Source organism: Empedobacter sp. UBA5528 (genome assembly GCF_002426075.1).
Lineage (GTDB): Bacteria > Bacteroidota > Bacteroidia > Flavobacteriales > Weeksellaceae > Empedobacter > Empedobacter falsenii_B.
Genome location: NZ_DINY01000005.1, coordinates 189,525 through 208,739 on the forward strand (window position 1 = coordinate 189,525; position 19,215 = coordinate 208,739).

Consider the following 19,215-nt stretch of genomic DNA (forward strand, 5'->3'; position numbering starts at 1 on the left):
TTACAGCCCTAAACTAATGAATTTTATCGAATTCTTAAAATGAAATTTAGACTTGAGAATCAATGAATACAAAGTTCTTGCAATGCGTTTGGATTTGAGGAAAAAATGATAGAAAATCAGTTTCTAGATTCGCATAATTTTTTTCAAATTCGGGAATGATTTGATGTAAATTATTCTCAAATTTTGCTCGACTTCCGATTCCTTTTAATGTTTTTTGAACGCCTTCTATGGTCGAATAATTTTCGAACCAATCATATTTCAACAAATAAAAAATGATTTCTTGTAGTTTTTTTGGAAGCGAATTGTATTCATCCTTAAATAATTGATAACAATCTGATTTGAATTTTTCGAAAGGAGTTTCAGAATAATTATTCCAATATTTAATCAAAAAATAATCATAAATCACATCAATAATAATTGGTGCAAATTTGTGTTGTGTTTCGTGAAAATAACTTGAACTTTGTTTGACAGTTTCGTGAGAATCTGTAAATGTATCAATTGAACGATGCAATAAAATGCCTTTCTGAATATCTTCTGGAAAATCTAAATATTGTTTTCCCTTTACAGTTTCACCAAGCAAATTTCCAATTTGAAGCGATTGATTTCCGAAAGATAAATATTGATGTGCGACAAAGTTCATAAGGCTTGTTTAGTATCATAAAGTTAAGTTTTTTTGAATAAACCTGTGTTATTTTACTGTGAAGAAAAAAGCCATCTAAAAAAGATGGCTTAAGAATTATATTTTTATTCGTTATTTCCAGAAATTTGATTGATTTTTTCTTCTAAAATCGGATAATATTCGATCATAGAATCTTTTAAATTTCGATCCAAACTTAATGCATTTTGCAACGCTTCATTTCCTAATTGATCTTGCTCTGTAATATAATAGACATTACTCAATTGATAGAAAAATTCGGCACGATTAAAATTCTTTAAAGCGCCTGTTAATAAGACTGCAATCGCTTCCTCGTATTCGCCAACAGCAATTAAAGTTTCGACGTAAGCAAACCAAGTATGGAAAACTAAAGGCTTTAATTGAACCAATTTCGAAAGGTTTTTTATAGCTTCTTCAAACTTCATTTGTTTCAGAAAATAGTAAGTTGAATCTGTATAATATTCGTAACTATCGCCATTCAATTCTATTGCACGCTGAATGTAATATTCGGCTTCCTCTATATTTCCTAATTTGTTGTAAAGCGAAGCTGTTTTTGCCCAAACTTTATCCAATTGCGGATCTTCTTTTATCGCAATATGATAAGCTTTCAATGCTTTTTGTGGTTTCTCTAACTTTTCGTACAATTCACCAATTTTCATATGCGTAACAGCGGGCGAATCATCAAATTCTAATGTTTCTTCTAGCGTTTCTATTGCTTTATTATATTCTCCTAATTCTTCCAATGAAAGCGCTTTGTTAGCATGACCAACAATAGAGTTAGGATTAATCGCGAGCACGTAATCCAATGCATTTATAGCTTCGTCATACATTTTTTTGTGATTGTACAACAGACCAAGTTGCAACCAAGAAACTTCCGAATATGGATTATCGTCAATAAAATCTTTTAAAAATTCGATGCATTCATCAGGATTATGAATTTCTTCGTAGCATTGAATAATAGAGTAGAAAGTATAATCGTTTTCTGGATTGAATTTCAATGCTTTTTTGAAAGCAATTAACGCAGAATGAACTTCATCTAAATTCAAATATTCATTTCCGATACAATTGCAAATAAAATCAGTTTCTTCTTCGTCTATTTGCAAAGCTTCTTCATAAAAATTTATCGCTTTTCGAGGCATATTTTTCAATCCCCAAAAACGTGCTTGTACAAGAAGGTAATCTAATTCGTTTGCAGCTAAATCTTTTAAATCTTTGATGAGTTTTGCAGCTTTTTTTAAATCCTCAGTTGTAAGAAAATATTCGATTCTCTTGATTTTGATATCTATATTCTCGGGATGCATTTTTTCTGCAAAATCCAACGAACGTTTTGCATATTCGCTATCATTTACTTCAAGATAGAACTCAATAATTTCGACCAAATCCTCCGAATCGTAATACTTATATTCACGATTATCAAGCATTTGCTCAAAACCTTCAATTAGCTCGTTATTAAAAAAATCTTCGTCCATAGTGATAGACTAATTTACAAAATAAAATGTGCAAAAATCATAACGAATTGTTAGAGTTTTGCACATTTGTTAAACAATTAAAATAGATTGTTTTAGATGATATTTTTTATGCTTTCGATCATTTTATCAGCTAATTTATTTGCATTTTCTTCTGAGGTACTTTCAGTATAAATACGAATAATTGGCTCTGTGTTTGATTTTCTTAAATGAACCCATTCTGTAGGGAAATCAATTTTAACTCCATCAACCGTATTGATTTCTTCGTTTTTGTAAACTTCCTGAATTTTAACTAACAATTCGTCAACATTGATTTCTGGTGTTAATTCGATTTTCTTTTTCGCCATAAAATATGCTGGATAAGAAGCTCTCAATTCTGAAACTGATTTATCTTGTTCAGCTAAATATGTCAAGAATAAAGCAATTCCTACTAAAGAATCGCGCCCGTAGTGTAATTCTGGATAAATAATACCACCGTTTCCTTCTCCACCAATTTTAGCATCAACGTTTTTCATTTCAACTACAACATTTACTTCTCCAACTGCTGATGGTGAATATTTTTGACCATATTTTTCAGAAATATCGCGTAATGCACGAGAAGAAGATAAGTTAGAAACTGTTGCTGAAGGCGTTTTTGACAATACATAATCTGCGACTGCAACTAATGTGTATTCTTCTCCAAACATTTCACCTTTCTCATCGATAATTGCTAAACGGTCAACATCTGGATCTACCACAATTCCGAAATCAGCTTGTTCGTCGATTACTTTTTTACAGATATCACCTAAATGTTCTTTTAAAGGCTCTGGATTATGAGGAAAATGTCCGTTTGGCTCGCAATACATATCGTAATGAATTACACCTAAACGTTGTAATAACTTAGGAATTGCAATTCCTCCAGTTGAATTTACTGCGTCAATCGCAACTTTGAAATTTTTCTCTTGAATCGCTTTTGCATTCACTAATGGCAAAGCCAAAATTTTCTCGATATGTAAATCAATTGCATCATCAAAAGTTTCATAAGAACCTAAATCATCAACTTTAGCAAATGTATAATCATCTTTATCTGCGAAAGCTAAAATTTGCGCACCATCTGTTGCAGAAACAAATTCTCCTTTTGCATTCAATAATTTCAACGCATTCCATTCTTTTGGATTGTGAGAAGCAGTTAAAATAATTCCTCCATCTGCATGTAAATGTGTCACCATAACTTCTACAGTTGGAGTAGTAGATAAACCTAAATCGACAACATTAATTCCTAATCCTTGTAAAGTTGAACAAACTAATTGAGAAACCATTTGTCCAGAAATACGAGCGTCACGACCTACAATTACTTTATATTCTGATTGATTTGATTGATTCTTAAGCCAAGTTCCGTAAGCAGCTGCGAATTTTACAGCGTCTATAGGAGTTAAATTATCTCCCGGTTTTCCTCCGATTGTTCCACGAAAACCTGAAATAGATTTGATTAGAGACATAAATTTTATTTTATAGTGTTACAAATTTACAAATTACAAAAACTTTTCTTATCTTTTTGGAACGATTTTAGTTAAGATTTACTTAACAATTTTTAAAACCATAAAAAATACTATTAATTATGATGACAACTTCATTTATTATGTTAGGTATTACCGGAGTTTGGAGCTTTTTGGTATACTTAGTGTTCGGTTTAATTTGTGCTGGAATTGCTAAAGCAATAATGCCAGGTAAAGATCCGGGAGGATTTTGGGTAACTGCACTTATAGGTATTGTTGGTGCATATTTAGGAGCTTATATGCGTACAATTTTAGGAATTTCTCATGATGGAGAAGTGAGTTTTTTCAGTCCGTTGGATTGGATTTTTTCAATTTTAGGATCATTAATTTTATTATTTATCTGGAAAAAATTATTAGCACCAATGTTTAATAAATAATTCATTTCAATTATAAAAAAAATCCTTTATCAGTCTCTGATAAAGGATTTTTTTTATTCATATTATTTATAAAGGAAGAATTGCTTTTTCGTATTTCTGATTAATCATAATTGCAGAAGCTTCGTAAAAAGCAATAAATCCGCAGATGATTCCTGTCCAACCAGCAAAATGTAAAATACTTTGACTTCCTGTAAAGTTACCTGCTGCTAATAACAAGAATAATAAGGTTAACGAACCAAATAATAATTTTCCGACCAAATTACCTTTTAATGTTTGTAAAAAGTTGATTAATGTAAATAATCCCCACATTCCTAAATAACATCCCATTGCATTTCCGTCCGGTTTTTCTACGCCAAACATCGGTGCTAACCATATAAATACAAGTGTTAACCAAAAAGCACCATAAGACATGAATGCAATACTACCAAAGTTGTTTCCTTTTTTCCATTCCATAACGCCAGCCACAAATTGTGCTCCACCTCCAAAGAAAACACCCATTCCCATAATCATACTATTAACAGGAAAAAAGCCTGCATTGTGTATGTTTAATAAAACAGTTGTCATTGCAAAACCAAATAATCCTAAAGGTCCAGGGTTTGCTGTTTGGTCTTTAATCGAGTAAATATTATTCATGTTATTTATTATTTTTAGACAATAATAATCTGAAAATAATAAATAAAAAAGAATTTATTCATAAAAAGTGTGTAACGTACACTACAAAAGTATTTTAAATGAATAAATTATTGATATTTAATAAATTGGTTACTAAAATTTTTATTGTCTTAAATAAATAAAAAAATCCGTTAATTATTATTAACGGATTTTTGAATTTGAAATATAATGTGATTATTTCTTTTTGTTCTTTTGTTGTTGCTCTTGCATTTCTTGAGCTTGTTTCATCATTTCTTGCATTTTCGAAGCAAACTTACCTGTTTTTTTAGGTTTCGTTTTATTTGTTTCGATGATTTGATGAATCTTCGCTTCGTGAATCATATATTTCTTAATATATAACACGATGAAAATATTAATCGCATTGGATACTAAATAATACCAAGATAAACCTGAAGCGTAATTGTTAAGGAATACAAAGAAGAAAACTGGCATTACATACATCATGTATTTCATGAATTGCATGTTTGGCATTCCTTCTTGTTGTGGCATTTGGAAGTTATCCATAGATCCAGAAACTTTAAAATAAATCATCATTGCAACAATGTATAATAAAGCGAATACACTTAAGTGACCATTAAGGAATGGAACCCATTCTGGTAATTTGATTAAATCATCGAATGCTGTTAAATCATCTACGAACCAGAAAGGAACACCTCTCAAGTCGATTAAGTTCGGGAAGAAACGGAATAACGCATAGAAAATAGGAATTTGTAATAATGCTGGTAAACATCCTGCTAATGGATTGATTCCTGCATTACGATAAATTGCCATTGTTTCTTGTTGCTTCTTCATCGCATCTTTTGGATCCTTGTATTTTTCGTTGATTTCATTCAACTCTGGACGAACAACTTTCATCAATGCAGATTGACGGTATTGTTTGTACATAATTGGAGATAAAATCAATTTTACAACGATTGTCATCAAAAAGATTACCCATCCGTAAGTGATTCCTACTGAAGCTAACCATTTGAAAACATTCAAGAAGAAATATTTATTCAACCAACCAAATAATCCCCAACCAAAGTCAATTAAGTTTTGGAATCCTTTGTCGTTGTAATCTTTCAACATTTTATAATCCAATGGAATAAAATCCCATGTGAATTTAGAATTGATTTCACTATTTTTCAACTCTAATTTAGAGTTTAAGTGATAGTGTTTACTATAAGTTAAATCCTCTTTATCAGAGTTTTTAGAACCACCTTTTGTTGTTTTAAACCCTTCATCATTTGATAAAACTGTTGCGAAGAATTGTTGTTTGTTGGCTACCCAAGAAATAGCTTCCTCTTCTTCCCATTCGTCAGAACCAAATAATTCGTATTCGATGTCTTTGTTTCCTTTGAACTGAAAATAAGTATGCGACCAATATTTTTCTTGATCTTTCCCTTTCTCAGTACTGAAACCGTCCATTGTCCACGCTAAATCTACATTTTTCTCAGAAGTGATGTTAGATAAACCTTGCGTTTTAATTTCGAAATCGATACCATAAGAATCTCCTAATGTATAGATGTATTGAATTTGACTATTTTGAGCATTCGCTGTAAACGTAACAATTGTATTGTTCGCATTTTTCTGTACTTGAGGCACAAAAACTAAATCCGAAACATTAAGAACAGCTCCTTGTTTTGTTTTGAATGATAAGTTGAACTTACTTGATCCATCTTTTATCAAATGTAAAAGATCTTTGTGTCCATCTTTTTTGTCATTGTAAGCTGTATATCCAACGATTTGTACGTCAGAAATTTGAGCTCCTTTTGGCGAAAAAGTAACTTTTAATTTATCATTACTAACTTCAATATCTTTTGCTAATGTAGGATCTACAGTTTGAAAAGCTTGTGTTGTAGCTGTTTTATTTAATTGTTCCTGTTTTTTTGCTTGCTCTTGCTTTTGAACTAATTCTTTTTTCTGAGCTTCGACCTCCGCTTCCGAAGGTTTGTTTAGAAAATAGAATACGCCAAAAAGAATTGCAATTAAAATAAAACCAATCGTTTGGTTAAAATCAAATTTTTTCTCTTGTTGCATTTAATAAATCATTTTGTTTATTCAATAAAGAAGCTTCGATAAAACTTATAAATAAAGGATGTGGCGAAGCAACTGTACTTTTATATTCCGGATGGAATTGTACACCTATATAATATGGGTGTTGATTATGTTCTAAAATTTCTACTAATTCTGTTTCAGGGTTTTTACCAACTGGAATAAAATTGTTTTCAATAAATTCATCGTAAAAATCATTGTTGAATTCATATCTATGACGATGACGTTCTAAGATTTCGGTTGTGTTGTAAATTTTCTCAATTTTTGAATTAGGAGTTAATTCACATTTCCAATTTCCTAAACGCATTGTTCCTCCTTTGTCCGAAACATCTTTTTGATCTTCCATCAAACTGATAACAGGATAAGGCGTTGTTAAATCCATTTCTGCTGAATCTGCTTTTTCGTAACCTAAAACATTACGCGCAAATTCGATTGCCATAATTTGCATTCCCAAACAAATTCCTAATGTTGGAATATTATTTCTTCGTGCATAATTTGCAGCAATTATTTTACCTAAAATACCACGATCTCCAAAACCTGGTGCAATCAAAATTCCCGAAACGCCTTTCAACTGCTCTCCAACATTGTCTTCTGTAATATCACCAGAATATACCCAACGAACTTTTACATTCGTTTCGCAAGTTGCAGCAGCATGTGTAAATGCCTCTGTAATTGATTTATAAGAATCGTGTAACGAAACGTATTTACCAACTAAAGCAATTTCGATTTCGTTTTTAGGATTTTTATGATTTGATAAGAATTTGTTCCAAACTGTAAAATCTGGTTCTTGATCAGTTGGCAAATCTAAGCCTTTTAAAACAACTTCGTCAAAATTTTGTTCATGTAATAAGAATGGAACCTCATAAATTGTGTCTGCATCCATACTTTCGATTACATTTTCTTTGCGAACATTACAGAATAAAGCCAATTTAGCTTTTACATCTTTTGGTAAATGACGCTCTGTACGTGTAACTAAAACATTGGCATGAATACCATTTTCCATTAATGTACGAACAGAATGTTGAGTAGGTTTTGTTTTTAATTCACCCGCAGCAGCTAAATAAGGGACTAATGTTAAGTGAATAACAGAAGAATTATGTTCTCCTAATTCCCAAGTTAACTGACGGATAGATTCGATATAAGGTAAAGACTCAATATCTCCAACCGTACCTCCAATTTCAGTAATGATGATATCATAATCACCTGTATTACCTAATAATTTGATACGACGTTTGATTTCGTTTGTGATATGAGGAACAACCTGAACTGTTTTTCCTAAATAATCTCCACGACGTTCTTTTTCTATAACTGTTTGATAAATACGACCTGTAGTAACTGAGTTAGCACGAGATGTTGCGCGGTTCAAGAAACGCTCATAATGTCCTAAATCTAAATCGGTCTCTGCACCGTCTTCCGTAACGTAACATTCTCCATGTTCGTAAGGATTAAGTGTTCCTGGGTCTACATTTATATAGGGATCCAATTTCTGAATTGTTACTCTATATCCTCTTGCTTCTAGTAGCATTCCTAATGATGATGCTACGATTCCTTTTCCTAACGACGATGTTACTCCTCCGGTAACGAAAATGTACTTTGGTGCTTTGTTTGTTTCCATTGAATCTTTAAATCAATGGTTGCAAATTTACGAATAAATAATGGGGTAAAAAAAAGTGGGAGTGAAATTTAGAGAAATAAAAATAGGCAAGCGATCTACATCACACCGCTACGACCGTATACCTTTGCTACGTTCCCGTCCTGGAGGATTCAACAGGAGCTGGTTGTGTAGGACTTGCCTGATGCAAAGGTAAGAAAGTTTTGTAAAAATAAAAGTGTTTATTGAAAAAACTTTCTTGTTGCTTAGGTCTGATTGAATTAATAGATTGATTTACAAATAAAAATTAGAACTAAAAAAGTAATTGATATTGTAAAAAATAATTGAAGAAAAGAATTTATGAAGATAAATTCCTTTTTAAATCATACAATTTAATAGAGAAAGAATTACGAGATATAATTATCTTTGCAGAATGATTAGTTTTAATAAAATTTTCAAAAACTCTTTGGTGCTTACGGCAATTACATTAGCATTGTTTTTCGCACTTTACTTTTATTTTTCGTTAAACGGAACAGTTTCTGTAAAAGATTATTACACTTACAGCTTTATGATTTGCTGTTTTATTGTATTACCTTTATATGCATTATATTGTTTCTTAACAATTTTCAATTTATCGAAAAATAAAGCAAAAAATCATCAAACTTCAGAAGAATTAATGACTTTCAAAGAAGGTTTCAAAGTTGGTTTCTACACGATTTTCTTTGCAGGAATCATGAGTTTGATTGTTATTTTTGTATTCTTCAATACTTATGGAGAATGGGCACAAGATAGTTTGAAACAAGGGTTATTAGATACTTTCACGTCTAATATGTCTGATCCAAAAGTCGCAAAAGATATCGAAACATTTAGAAATTCGGATGATTATAAAACACTTAATTTATTTACTGTGAAAAACTTCTTCGGATTATCCTCAATTTTCTTATCTTTCTACATCGCAATTGCAGCGATGTTTTCACAATTCTTAAAAAAACGTGTTTTTTAACATATGGATATTTCAGTTGTTGTTCCTTTACTGAACGAACAAGATTCCTTAGAGGAATTATTCTACAGAATCAAAAAAGTCTGTGAACAGAATGATTTTACATTCGAAGTTATTTTCGTTGATGACGGGAGTACAGATGATTCGTGGCAAATTATAGAGTATATTGCCAACTTCAATACAGAAGTGAAAGGAATTAAATTCCGTAAAAATTATGGTAAGTCTCCAGCACTTAGCGCGGCTTTTAAAGAAGTGAAAGGAGATGTTGTGATTACTATGGATGCAGATTTACAAGATTTTCCTGAGGAAATACCGTCGTTATACAAAATGCTGAAAAACCAAAAAGCAGATATTGTTTCGGGTTGGAAAGAAAATCGTCAAGATAATAAATTGACAAAAAATCTTCCTTCGAAATTATTCAATGGTGTAGCACGTAAAACCTCTGGTGTAAAATTGCACGATTTTAACTGTGGTTTGAAAGCTTATCGTTGGGAAGTAACGCAAAATATCGAATTGTATGGTGATATGCACCGTTATATTCCTGTTTTAGCGAAAAATGCGGGATATTCGAAAATTATTGAGAAAAAAGTAAAACATCAAGCGCGTAAATATGGTGTTTCAAAATTTGGAGCAAATCGTTTTGTAAATGGTTTCTTGGATTTGATTACACTTTTCTTTGCGTCAAGGTTTGGGAATAAACCAATGCATATTTTCGGTTTATTGGGTACATTGATGTTTATTTTAGGGTTTTTCGCTTCATTTTATTTAGGAATCGAGAAATTATATAAAGTTTATATTTCCCATACACCAGCCAGATTAATCACAGATAGTCCTTATTTTTATATTTCGTTAGTTTTTATGATTTTAGGAACGCAATTATTTTTGGCGGGATTTTTGGGCGAGTTAATTGTTCGCAATAATCGCGAAAAACAATTGTATTTAGTTCAAAAAGAATTGAATTTAAACTAATTAAATAACCAACTACTATGAAGAAAATATTTTTATTAGGATTTTTAGGTTTAGTTGCAACTTCGTGTTCATCATCAATTGATGGAGAAGGTGCTGCAACGGCTCAAAAAGAATATACAGCTGATAATATCAAAGATTTGAGCGTTTCGTGTAATTGTAATGTTATTTTAGTTCCAGGAAATAAATCTGGAGTTAAAGTAGAATCGCATCAAAATATTATTGATAATTTAGAAGTTGAAGCAAAAAATAATGCGGTTACAATCAAAGAAAAATCAAATGTAGACCATTATAGTGCCTATGATTTGTACGTTTATGTGACACGAGATTTAGAAAAGATTGATGCAAATAAACAAACTTCTTTGACTACTTCTGGAACATTGAATGTTGATGAATTGACTATCTCTGCGAAAGATCAAGCGAGAATTAATCAAACTTTTTTGATTACAAACAACTTTGATTTGAAAGCAGATGATCAATCTAATATTATGTTAGAAGGAACTGCTGGAACTATGAAAGTGAAAGCTTATGGCGAAGCACAATTGAATTTATTCAAATACGAGGTCAATGAAGCTAATTTCACAACAGATGATAACGCTTTATTAGACATCAATGCACGCCAAACCTTATATGGTTCTGCAAAAGGAAACTCAATTGTAAATTTTATGGGCGATCCTAATAAGGATACAAAAATTGCCGACCGCGCCCAAGTATTAAAAAAATAAAAGATAAGAATGACTTCAAGTTTAGATAATGCTAAATTATGGCTTTCTGACGCTTATGATGCGGAAACAAGAAAAGCTGTTCAAGATTTAATTGATAATAATCCAACCGAATTAGACGATTCTTTTTATAAAAACCTTGAGTTTGGAACAGGAGGAATGCGTGGTATAATGGGTGTTGGAACAAATCGTTTAAACAAATATACACTTGGTGCAGCAACGCAAGGTTTAGCAAATTATATTAATCAACAATTTCCGAATAAAGAGAAAAAAGTTGCGATTGCATACGATGTTCGTCACAATTCGGATACGTTTGCAAAAATGGTTGCCGATGTTTTGACTGCGAATGGAATCAACGTTTATTTGTTTGAATCTTTTCGCCCAACGCCAGAATTGTCTTTTACAGTTCGTCATTTAGGTTGTGATGCTGGAATTGTGTTGACAGCTTCCCACAATCCTCCGATTTACAATGGTTACAAAGTTTATTGGAATGATGGAGCGCAAATTGTTCCGCCACAAGATGGAGAAATTATTAATGAAGTAAATAATGTAAAAGTAGAAGAAATCAAATTTCAAGGTAACGATGCATTGTTAACGTATATAGGTAAAGAAATTGATGAAGCTTTTATTGATGCATGTGTAGCGAACGGAAGTTTTACACAAGATGGTAAGGAAGATATAAAAATTGTTTTTACTTCTATTCACGGAACTGCCGTTGCAATTACGCCAAAAGCTTTTGATAAAGCTGGTTTTACTCAAGTTCATCAAGTTGCTGAACAAGCAATTCCAAGTGGAGATTTCCCAACAGTAAAATCGCCAAATCCAGAAGAACCAGAGGCTTTGACTATGGCAGTTACTTTAGCGAATGAAATTGGTGCTGATGTTGTGATTGGAACAGATCCTGATGCGGATCGTGTAGGTGTTGCAACGCGTAACAATGAAGGTGAAATTGTTTTATTAAATGGTAACCAAATGAATACTGTTTTGGCTTATTATTTATTAGAAAAATGGCAAAAATCGGGGAAATTAGTTGGAAATGAATTTATCGGATCGACAATCGTAACGTCTGATATTTTCTATGATATTGCTGCGAAATTCAATGTTGATTGTAAAGTAGGATTAACAGGTTTCAAATGGATTGCTGATATGATTCGCAAATTCGAAGGCAAAGAAAGTTTTGTTGGAGGAGGAGAAGAATCATTCGGATTTATGGTTGGAGACTTTATCCGTGATAAAGATTCTGTGACTACGGCTTTATTGGTTTCTGAAATTGCTGCTGTACAAAAAGCAAAAGGAAGTTCTCTGTACAATAAATTAATGGAAATCTATCTTGAAATCGGAAAAGCATATCAAGAAGATTTAATTAGTATTGTAAAACCAGGAAAAGAAGGTGCAGAATTAATCGCTCAAATGATGGTTGATTTTAGAACGAATGCTCCAAAAGAGTTGGCAGGTTCTAAAGTTATTCGTGTAAAAGATTTTCAATCTTCAATTGATAAAGATTTAGTAACTGGAGAAGAAATAACGATTGATGTTCCAAAATCAAATGTGTTAATTTTCTATACTGAAGATGGAAGTAAGGTTGCTTGTCGTCCTTCTGGAACAGAACCTAAAATTAAATACTATTTCTCAGTAAATGCTCCAATTCAAAATGTAGGAGAATATAAAGAAATTCAAAAACAGTTATTAGATAAAGTTGATCAACTTAAAAACGATTTTAGTTAATAATTTATATTATATCATACAAAAAAAGACCTCTATTTAGAGGTCTTTTTTTTGTATGATATATTTGCTTCTTTAGTTGAAAAATAAATTAAAAAAGTAATAAAATCCAGTAGCAATTAAAGCTGAAACAGGAATAGTTAAGATCCAAGCCCAAAGTAAACTGATTGTAACTCCCCAACGAACGGCAGAAATACGTTTTACCATTCCAACACCAATAATAGAACCTGTAATAACGTGTGTAGTAGAAACAGGCATTTTAATGTGTTCTGTAAAAAATAAAGTTATTGCTGAAGCAGTTTGAGCTGTGAAACCTTCGATAGGTGTAATTTTAGTAATTTTATTACCCATTGTTTTTAAGATTTTCATTCCTCCTCCTAATGTACCAATTGCAATAGCAGAAAAACACATGATAGGAACCCAATCGTGAATATCAGTACTACTTGTTGTGATGAACCAATGCTTCCAATTGAAAACATCATTCAAAATCCAATCATTCATATCCGTATTAACAATTGCAGTTTGATTAGCAAGTAAAGCAAACGTGATCACTCCCATTACTTTTTGAGAATCATTCAAACCATGACCAATACTCAACATCGCAGAAGAAACTAATTGCAATTTCTTGAACCAAGCATCTGCTTTATGTGGTTTTGCATTTCGACAAAGATTCAGCGTGATGATGTAAATAACATTACCAGCGACTAAACCAATAATTGGTGCAACCAAAATAAAAGCGATAATCGTTAAGATAATCGTACTGTTAATAGCAGAAAAATCATAACCTGTTGCAGCTAATGCACCTCCAGCTAAACCACCAATCAAGGTGTGAGATGAAGAGGAAGGGATTCCTAATTTCCAAGTTAAAATATTCCAAGTGATTGCTGCAGAAAGCGCCGCCATAACAACGATAGATGGATTGGATCCAAATGCGACGACAACATCTTCTTTAATAATTTTTGCGATTGTGTCTGCAACTCCAAATTCTCCAATGATAAATTTGGCAATGAAGAAAGCAACAAAATTGAAGAATGCAGCCCATATAACGGCTTGAATAGGAGTTAAAACCTTTGTAGTAACAACCGTTGCAATAGAGTTTGCGGCATCGTGAAAACCATTTAAGAAATCAAATAAAATGGCTAAGCCGATAATGATAAATAATACAGTTAATTGCATGGCGCAAATTTAAAACTTTATTAAACTTATCATTTATCAATTTCGAAAATTATTTCAAAAATAAAAAAGGAGCTTAATTTAAGCTCCTTTAGAAATGATATTTTAAATAAATAACGTTACAACATAATAGATTAATGCAGCTAATAATGCTGAGACAGGAATAGTAAGTATCCACGCCCAAAGTAAACTAATTGTTACTCCCCAACGAACTGCAGAAACACGTTTCGTTAAACCTACACCAATAATAGAACCAGTAATTGTATGTGTTGTAGAAACTGGAATCCCGAAATGTTCAGAAATATAAAGCGTCATTGCTCCAGATGTTTCAGCAACTACACCTTCTAATGGCGTTACTTTTGTGATTTTAGAACCCATTGTTTTGATGATTTTCCATCCACCACCCATTGTACCTAATGCGATAACGATGAAAGATGTAATGGGAACCCATCCCCAATGTTCTACAAAATATTGAAATTTATCTTCAGCTTTTAAATATTCAGGATCAAAATCTACATTCATATGGTAAAAAATAACCGCAGCACCAATAATTCCCATTACTTTTTGCGCATCATTCATACCGTGTCCTAAAGAGAAAAGAGCAGAAGAAACTAATTGCAATTTCTTGAACCACCATTCTGCTTTTGCAGGTTTGGCTCTTTTGCAAATGTGAAGCGTGATTATGGTTAATATCGAGGCGATAATCATACCAATTAATGGTGCTAATACGATAAAGCAAATAATTGGAATTACTTTTTTGTAAACAATTACATCTTCTCCACCAGCAGAAAAACCACCGGCGTGAGCTAATGCAGCTCCAATGAAACCACCAATTAATGTATGAGAAGAAGAAGAAGGAATACCAAACTTCCATGTTAATAAGTTCCAAGAAATTGCAGCGATAATTCCAGCTAAAATAACTTCTAGTGTAATAAAATGCTCGTTAACCGACTTTGCAATAGTGTTACCAATCTTAAATTCTCCAATCCAATAAACTGAAATAAAGTAAGCAGCAAAGTTGAATGCGGCAGCCCAAAGTACAGCTTGAAAAGGCGTTAAAACCTTAGTTGCAACAATTGTAGCAATTGAGTTTGCGGCGTCGTGAAAACCATTAATATAATCAAAAACAAAAGCTAAGACGATAATAGTAATCAATAACATTCCTGGCGTAGACGATAACATGCTCGAAAACGCTGAAAAAAAATCTGTCATAATCTTTTAGATTAAGTTTTGGTTATGAATGTTTTACCGCTACAGCTTCCAATACGTTAGCAACACTTTTACACTTGTCTGTTGCAGATTCTAATGAAGATAAAACCTCCTTATACTTGATGATATTTTTAACATCAGTTTCGTTTTCGAAAATTTCCTGAACTGCTTTATCAAAAATACGATCCGATTTATTTTCTAATTTATTGATTCGTTCACATATTTCGTAAATACGATTTACGTTTCTCAAATCTTTCAATTGCTCAATTCCCTCTCCGATTAATTGACAAGCCTCTAAGTTAACAGCTGTAATTTTGCGGATAGATTTTGTAATTTTATCTACTTGATAAATATTGATACGATTCGCTGCTCCATTTAAATTATCTGCAACATAATCGATAGATTTTACTAATTGATAAATATCTTCTCTGTCAAAAGGTGTGATAAAGTTTTTGCTTAACTCTAAATTTGTTTTTTGAGTAAGATATTCAATTTTGCTTTCTATCTTAGAAATTTGCGCGATGTAATCTTCGCGTTCTTCAACTGGAGCGTTTACACATTCATGTAACAATTCAGCTAATTTGATTAAACTTTTTGAAGCTTCCTCGAACAAAGGATAGAATACTTTATCCTTCGGAGTAAATAATTTAAAAAATGAGTTTACCGACATTCAATAATGTTTTGAAGTGCAAAATTAATTTTTCTAATGTAAAATTAACATTAAATAAATATTATACGAACGTTTTTATTAAAATATATTGATAATTATATGATATTCAGATTAATTAAAAATACGAAAAGTTATTAGCTTAGAGAAAAATAATATAGGATAAAGTTTTAATAAATTTTGTTGTCAATAGATGTAGATAAGATACTATCACTTATCAAAAATTAGGTTTATTGATAATTTACTTGTTTTGTTATTCTTGAATTAAAATTCTGTAAAATATAGTTTATAATTCTTTAAAAAATTATAAATCAATGTAAAATAAATCCATTATTATTTGTTTTTGTATAAATTATTTGTAGTTTTGCATGCCCAAAAAATGGGTTTAATCCAAATTTAAAAGGAAATTTAATTAGTATGCCAACAATTCAACAATTAGTTAGAAAAGGTAGAAAAAAACTAACCAAGAAGAGTAAATCGGCTGCATTGGAATCATGTCCACAACGCCGCGGTGTTTGTACACGTGTTTACACTACAACTCCTAAGAAACCTAACTCAGCAATGCGTAAAGTTGCACGTGTTAGATTAACAAACGGGAAAGAAGTTAACGCGTACATCGGTGGTGAAGGTCATAATCTTCAAGAGCACTCGATAGTATTGGTTAGAGGAGGTAGAGTTAAAGATTTACCAGGTGTGCGTTACCACATTGTACGTGGAGCGTTAGATACTGCGGGAGTAAACGGACGTACTCAACGTAGAAGTAAGTATGGAGCGAAACGTCCTAAAGATGCTAAAAAATAAATTTAAGGTAAGATGAGAAAGACAAGAGCTAAAAAAAGACCTTTACTTCCAGATCCTAAATTTAATGATCAGTTAGTAACTCGTTTCGTAAACAACTTAATGTACGACGGAAAAAAATCTGTAGCATTCAAAATTTTCTATGATGCGTTAGAAATCGTAGATTCTCGTAAAGAAGATGCAGAAAAAACTTCATTAGACATTTGGAAAGAAGCATTATCTAATGTAATGCCTCACGTAGAAGTGCGCTCTCGCCGTGTTGGTGGAGCTACATTCCAAATTCCAATGGAAATTCGTCCAGATCGTAAAATTTCAACAGCAATGAAATGGTTAATCAAATATTCTCGTAATAGAAACGAGAAATCGATGGCTCAAAAATTAGCTGGAGAAATTATTGCAGCTGCTAAAGAGGAAGGATCTGCCGTTAAAAAACGTCAAGATACTCACAAAATGGCAGAAGCTAACAAAGCATTCTCTCACTTTAGATTCTAATACAAGATGGCAAGAGATTTAAAATACACAAGAAACATTGGTATTGCTGCTCACATCGATGCAGGAAAAACTACAACGACAGAGCGTATCTTATTCTATACAGGAAAGTCTCACAAAATTGGAGAAGTTCACGATGGTGCTTCTACAATGGACTGGATGGAGCAAGAGGCTGAACGTGGTATTACCATTACTTCTGCGGCTACAACTTGTACTTGGACTTTCCCAACAGAACAAGGTAAGCCATTAGCAGATGCAAAAGGATACCACTTCAATATTATTGATACTCCTGGTCACGTTGACTTTACTGTAGAGGTAAACCGTTCATTACGTGTATTAGATGGATTAGTATTCTTATTTTCAGCAGTTGATGGTGTTGAGCCTCAATCAGAAACTAACTGGCGTTTAGCTGACAACTACAAAGTTCCACGTATGGGATTTGTTAACAAAATGGACCGTCAAGGATCTAATTTCTTAAATGTATGTCGTCAGGTAAGAGAGATGTTAGGATCTAATGCTGTTCCTATTGTATTACCTATCGGTGAAGAAGCTGATTTCAAAGGTATCGTTGATTTAATCAAAAACCGTGCGATTGTATGGCATGATGAAAACAATGGTTCTACTTTTGATGTTGTAGAAATTCCTGCAGATTTAGTTGACGAAGTTAAACAATACAGAGCTCAATTAATCGAGGAAATCGCTGCTTATGACGAAAACTTATTAGAGAAATTCATGGAAGATGAAAACTCTATTACAGAAGACGAAATTCATGCAGCTTTACGTGCAGCAACATTAGACATGTCTATTATCCCAATGACTTGTGGATCTTCTTTCAAAAATAAAGGAGTTCAGTTCATGCTAGATGCTGTTTGTCGTTATTTACCTGCTCCAACAGATAAAGATGCTATTCACGGTACAGATCCAAAAACAGAAGAGCCTATAACAAGAAAACCTTCTGCAGATGAGCCATTTTCTGCATTAGCGTTTAAAATTGCTACTGATCCTTATGTGGGTCGTTTAGCATTCTTCCGTGCTTATTCTGGTCATTTAGATGCTGGATCTTACGTATTAAATACTCGTTCTGGTAATAAAGAACGTATCTCTCGTATCTTCCAAATGCATGCTGCAAAACAAGAGCCAATCGAATTTATCGAAGCTGGAGATATTGGAGCTGCTGTAGGTTTCAAAGATATCAAAACAGGAGATACTTTATGTGATGAAAAAGCACCTATCGTTTTAGAATCTATGGATTTCCCAGATCCAGTAATTGGTATCGCGGTTGAGCCTAAAACTAAAGCTGATGTTGATAAAATGGGTATGGCTTTAGCTAAATTAGCTGAAGAAGATCCAACATTTACAGTTAGAACTGATGAAGCTTCAGGGCAAACAGTTATTTCTGGAATGGGTGAGTTACACTTAGATATCATTGTTGATCGTTTAAAGCGTGAATTCAAAGTAGAAGTTAACCAAGGAGAGCCTCAAGTAGAGTACAAAGAGTCATTCTCAAGACCAGCTGAACACCGTGAAGTTTACAAAAAACAATCTGGTGGACGTGGTAAATTTGCTGATATCGTTTTCGAAATGGGACCAGCAGATGAAGGAAAAGTAGGTTTAGAATTCGTTTCAGAAATTAAAGGTGGAAACGTTCCTAAAGAATTTATCCCTTCTATTGAGAAAGGTTTCAAAGCTGCAATGAAGAATGGACCTTTAGCAGGATTCGAAATGGATTCGTTAAAAGTTACTTTAAAAGATGGATCTTTCCACCCTGTGGATTCTGACCAATTATCTTTCGAGTTAGCTGCTCAAATGGGTTACAAAGCTGCTGCAAAAGCTGCTGGTGCTCAAATCTTAGAGCCTATCATGAAGTTAGAGGTTTTAACTCCAGAAGAAAACATGGGTGATATTGTAGGTGACTTAAACCGTCGTCGTGGTCAAGTATCAGGAATGGATGATAGAAATAACGCTAAAGTTATTAAAGCTATGGTTCCATTAGCAGAAATGTTCGGATATGTAACTTCATTACGTACATTATCTTCTGGTCGTGCTACATCTACAATGGAATTCGATCACTACGCTCCAGCACCAACAAACGTGTCTGAAGCTGTAATCGCTAAAGCAAAAGGTAACGCTTAATTCAAG

17 protein-coding genes and 1 other RNA gene are annotated in these 19,215 nt (G+C 32.6%); 8 read left to right on the plus strand and 10 right to left on the minus strand.

The window, feature by feature from the left end; genetic code table 11:
* Window positions 1–46: 46 nt before the first annotated feature.
* The 3 genes from B4L98_RS01600 to glmM all read right to left on the minus strand — a co-directional run bounded on the left by B4L98_RS01600 (window position 47) and on the right by glmM (window position 3,599).
* Entirely contained in the window at window positions 47–640 is a 594-nt protein-coding gene (locus B4L98_RS01600; RefSeq protein ID WP_280045538.1) for an ACP phosphodiesterase, read from the minus strand.
* A 104-nt stretch (window positions 641–744) separates the two neighbouring features.
* A complete protein-coding gene (locus B4L98_RS01605; RefSeq protein ID WP_038335374.1) occupies window positions 745–2,124 on the minus strand; it encodes a tetratricopeptide repeat protein in 1,380 nt (459 codons plus the stop codon).
* 92 nt (window positions 2,125–2,216) lie between these two features.
* Window positions 2,217–3,599: a phosphoglucosamine mutase gene (glmM, locus tag B4L98_RS01610; protein ID WP_286495351.1), complete on the minus strand. Its 1,383-nt coding sequence runs from the start codon at window positions 3,597–3,599 to the stop codon at window positions 2,217–2,219.
* A gap of 122 nt (window positions 3,600–3,721) precedes the next feature.
* Between glmM and B4L98_RS01615 the strand changes: the two genes are divergently transcribed.
* Window positions 3,722–4,033, plus strand: coding sequence for a GlsB/YeaQ/YmgE family stress response membrane protein (locus B4L98_RS01615; protein ID WP_291049401.1), 312 nt, complete (start codon window positions 3,722–3,724; stop codon window positions 4,031–4,033).
* Window positions 4,034–4,099: 66 nt separating this feature from the next.
* On the opposite strand, the gene B4L98_RS01620 is transcribed toward B4L98_RS01615, so the two are convergent.
* The 4 genes from B4L98_RS01620 to ffs all read right to left on the minus strand — a co-directional run bounded on the left by B4L98_RS01620 (window position 4,100) and on the right by ffs (window position 8,534).
* Window positions 4,100–4,666 (minus strand): acetate uptake transporter, encoded by a 567-nt coding sequence (locus B4L98_RS01620; RefSeq protein ID WP_286495352.1) that lies wholly within the window; start codon window positions 4,664–4,666, stop codon window positions 4,100–4,102.
* A 213-nt stretch (window positions 4,667–4,879) separates the two neighbouring features.
* The gene (yidC, locus tag B4L98_RS01625) at window positions 4,880–6,724 is read right to left on the minus strand and encodes a membrane protein insertase YidC (RefSeq protein ID WP_125349701.1); all 1,845 of its coding nucleotides are present in this window, start codon (window positions 6,722–6,724) and stop codon (window positions 4,880–4,882) included.
* The gene (locus tag B4L98_RS01630) at window positions 6,702–8,354 is read right to left on the minus strand and encodes a CTP synthase (protein ID WP_291077377.1); all 1,653 of its coding nucleotides are present in this window, start codon (window positions 8,352–8,354) and stop codon (window positions 6,702–6,704) included. The genes yidC and B4L98_RS01630 overlap by 23 nt, the downstream gene beginning before the upstream one ends.
* 81 nt (window positions 8,355–8,435) lie before the next feature.
* Window positions 8,436–8,534, minus strand: an RNA gene (ffs, locus tag B4L98_RS01635) — signal recognition particle sRNA small type.
* Window positions 8,535–8,763: 229 nt separating this feature from the next.
* Between ffs and B4L98_RS01640 the strand changes: the two genes are divergently transcribed.
* Genes B4L98_RS01640 through B4L98_RS01655 form a run of 4 tightly spaced genes read left to right on the plus strand, consistent with a single transcriptional unit; the run spans window position 8,764 to window position 12,743 of the window.
* Window positions 8,764–9,333 carry a DUF4199 family protein gene (locus tag B4L98_RS01640; RefSeq protein WP_291077379.1) on the plus strand — a complete coding sequence of 190 codons (570 nt, stop codon included), beginning with the start codon at window positions 8,764–8,766 and terminating at the stop codon, window positions 9,331–9,333.
* Between the two features lie 3 nt (window positions 9,334–9,336).
* Window positions 9,337–10,299 carry a glycosyltransferase family 2 protein gene (locus B4L98_RS01645; RefSeq protein ID WP_114998995.1) on the plus strand — a complete coding sequence of 321 codons (963 nt, stop codon included), beginning with the start codon at window positions 9,337–9,339 and terminating at the stop codon, window positions 10,297–10,299.
* 17 nt (window positions 10,300–10,316) lie between these two features.
* The gene (locus B4L98_RS01650; protein WP_125349699.1) at window positions 10,317–11,021 is read left to right on the plus strand and encodes a GIN domain-containing protein; all 705 of its coding nucleotides are present in this window, start codon (window positions 10,317–10,319) and stop codon (window positions 11,019–11,021) included.
* Window positions 11,022–11,030: 9 nt separating this feature from the next.
* Window positions 11,031–12,743: a phospho-sugar mutase gene (locus B4L98_RS01655; RefSeq protein WP_291077381.1), complete on the plus strand. Its 1,713-nt coding sequence runs from the start codon at window positions 11,031–11,033 to the stop codon at window positions 12,741–12,743.
* Between the two features lie 72 nt (window positions 12,744–12,815).
* Here the strand turns inward: B4L98_RS01655 and B4L98_RS01660 are convergent, their stop codons facing one another.
* From B4L98_RS01660 to B4L98_RS01670, 3 genes are all read right to left on the minus strand, one after another.
* A complete protein-coding gene (locus B4L98_RS01660) occupies window positions 12,816–13,916 on the minus strand; it encodes an inorganic phosphate transporter (RefSeq protein ID WP_291077383.1) in 1,101 nt (366 codons plus the stop codon).
* Between the two features lie 102 nt (window positions 13,917–14,018).
* Window positions 14,019–15,125 (minus strand): inorganic phosphate transporter, encoded by a 1,107-nt coding sequence (locus B4L98_RS01665; protein ID WP_052217794.1) that lies wholly within the window; start codon window positions 15,123–15,125, stop codon window positions 14,019–14,021.
* A 22-nt stretch (window positions 15,126–15,147) separates the two neighbouring features.
* Window positions 15,148–15,792, minus strand: coding sequence for a DUF47 domain-containing protein (locus B4L98_RS01670; protein ID WP_038335434.1), 645 nt, complete (start codon window positions 15,790–15,792; stop codon window positions 15,148–15,150).
* Window positions 15,793–16,206: 414 nt separating this feature from the next.
* Between B4L98_RS01670 and rpsL the strand changes: the two genes are divergently transcribed.
* The 3 genes from rpsL to fusA are packed head-to-tail and all read left to right on the plus strand — an operon-like array spanning window position 16,207 to window position 19,209.
* Window positions 16,207–16,590 (plus strand): 30S ribosomal protein S12, encoded by a 384-nt coding sequence (rpsL, locus tag B4L98_RS01675; RefSeq protein WP_019974211.1) that lies wholly within the window; start codon window positions 16,207–16,209, stop codon window positions 16,588–16,590.
* A 12-nt stretch (window positions 16,591–16,602) separates the two neighbouring features.
* Complete coding sequence (gene rpsG, locus B4L98_RS01680) at window positions 16,603–17,079, plus strand: 30S ribosomal protein S7 (RefSeq protein ID WP_019974210.1); 477 nt, start codon at window positions 16,603–16,605, stop codon at window positions 17,077–17,079.
* A 6-nt stretch (window positions 17,080–17,085) separates the two neighbouring features.
* Window positions 17,086–19,209 (plus strand): elongation factor G, encoded by a 2,124-nt coding sequence (gene fusA / locus B4L98_RS01685; RefSeq protein ID WP_280051339.1) that lies wholly within the window; start codon window positions 17,086–17,088, stop codon window positions 19,207–19,209.
* Window positions 19,210–19,215 lie beyond the last annotated feature (6 nt).

What these genes read in the sequence shown, in the direction of transcription:
- B4L98_RS01600 (WP_280045538.1), bottom strand. Translation starts at nt 640, where the DNA reads ATGAACTTTGTCGCACATCAATATTTATCTTTCGGAAATCAATCGCTT.
- B4L98_RS01605 (WP_038335374.1), bottom strand. Translation starts at nt 2,124, where the DNA reads ATGGACGAAGATTTTTTTAATAACGAGCTAATTGAAGGTTTTGAGCAA.
- glmM (WP_286495351.1), bottom strand. Translation starts at nt 3,599, where the DNA reads ATGTCTCTAATCAAATCTATTTCAGGTTTTCGTGGAACAATCGGAGGA.
- B4L98_RS01615 (WP_291049401.1), top strand. Translation starts at nt 3,722, where the DNA reads ATGACAACTTCATTTATTATGTTAGGTATTACCGGAGTTTGGAGCTTT.
- B4L98_RS01620 (WP_286495352.1), bottom strand. Translation starts at nt 4,666, where the DNA reads ATGAATAATATTTACTCGATTAAAGACCAAACAGCAAACCCTGGACCT.
- yidC (WP_125349701.1), bottom strand. Translation starts at nt 6,724, where the DNA reads ATGCAACAAGAGAAAAAATTTGATTTTAACCAAACGATTGGTTTTATT.
- B4L98_RS01630 (WP_291077377.1), bottom strand. Translation starts at nt 8,354, where the DNA reads ATGGAAACAAACAAAGCACCAAAGTACATTTTCGTTACCGGAGGAGTA.
- B4L98_RS01640 (WP_291077379.1), top strand. Translation starts at nt 8,764, where the DNA reads ATGATTAGTTTTAATAAAATTTTCAAAAACTCTTTGGTGCTTACGGCA.
- B4L98_RS01645 (WP_114998995.1), top strand. Translation starts at nt 9,337, where the DNA reads ATGGATATTTCAGTTGTTGTTCCTTTACTGAACGAACAAGATTCCTTA.
- B4L98_RS01650 (WP_125349699.1), top strand. Translation starts at nt 10,317, where the DNA reads ATGAAGAAAATATTTTTATTAGGATTTTTAGGTTTAGTTGCAACTTCG.
- B4L98_RS01655 (WP_291077381.1), top strand. Translation starts at nt 11,031, where the DNA reads ATGACTTCAAGTTTAGATAATGCTAAATTATGGCTTTCTGACGCTTAT.
- B4L98_RS01660 (WP_291077383.1), bottom strand. Translation starts at nt 13,916, where the DNA reads ATGCAATTAACTGTATTATTTATCATTATCGGCTTAGCCATTTTATTT.
- B4L98_RS01665 (WP_052217794.1), bottom strand. Translation starts at nt 15,125, where the DNA reads ATGACAGATTTTTTTTCAGCGTTTTCGAGCATGTTATCGTCTACGCCA.
- B4L98_RS01670 (WP_038335434.1), bottom strand. Translation starts at nt 15,792, where the DNA reads ATGTCGGTAAACTCATTTTTTAAATTATTTACTCCGAAGGATAAAGTA.
- rpsL (WP_019974211.1), top strand. Translation starts at nt 16,207, where the DNA reads ATGCCAACAATTCAACAATTAGTTAGAAAAGGTAGAAAAAAACTAACC.
- rpsG (WP_019974210.1), top strand. Translation starts at nt 16,603, where the DNA reads ATGAGAAAGACAAGAGCTAAAAAAAGACCTTTACTTCCAGATCCTAAA.
- fusA (WP_280051339.1), top strand. Translation starts at nt 17,086, where the DNA reads ATGGCAAGAGATTTAAAATACACAAGAAACATTGGTATTGCTGCTCAC.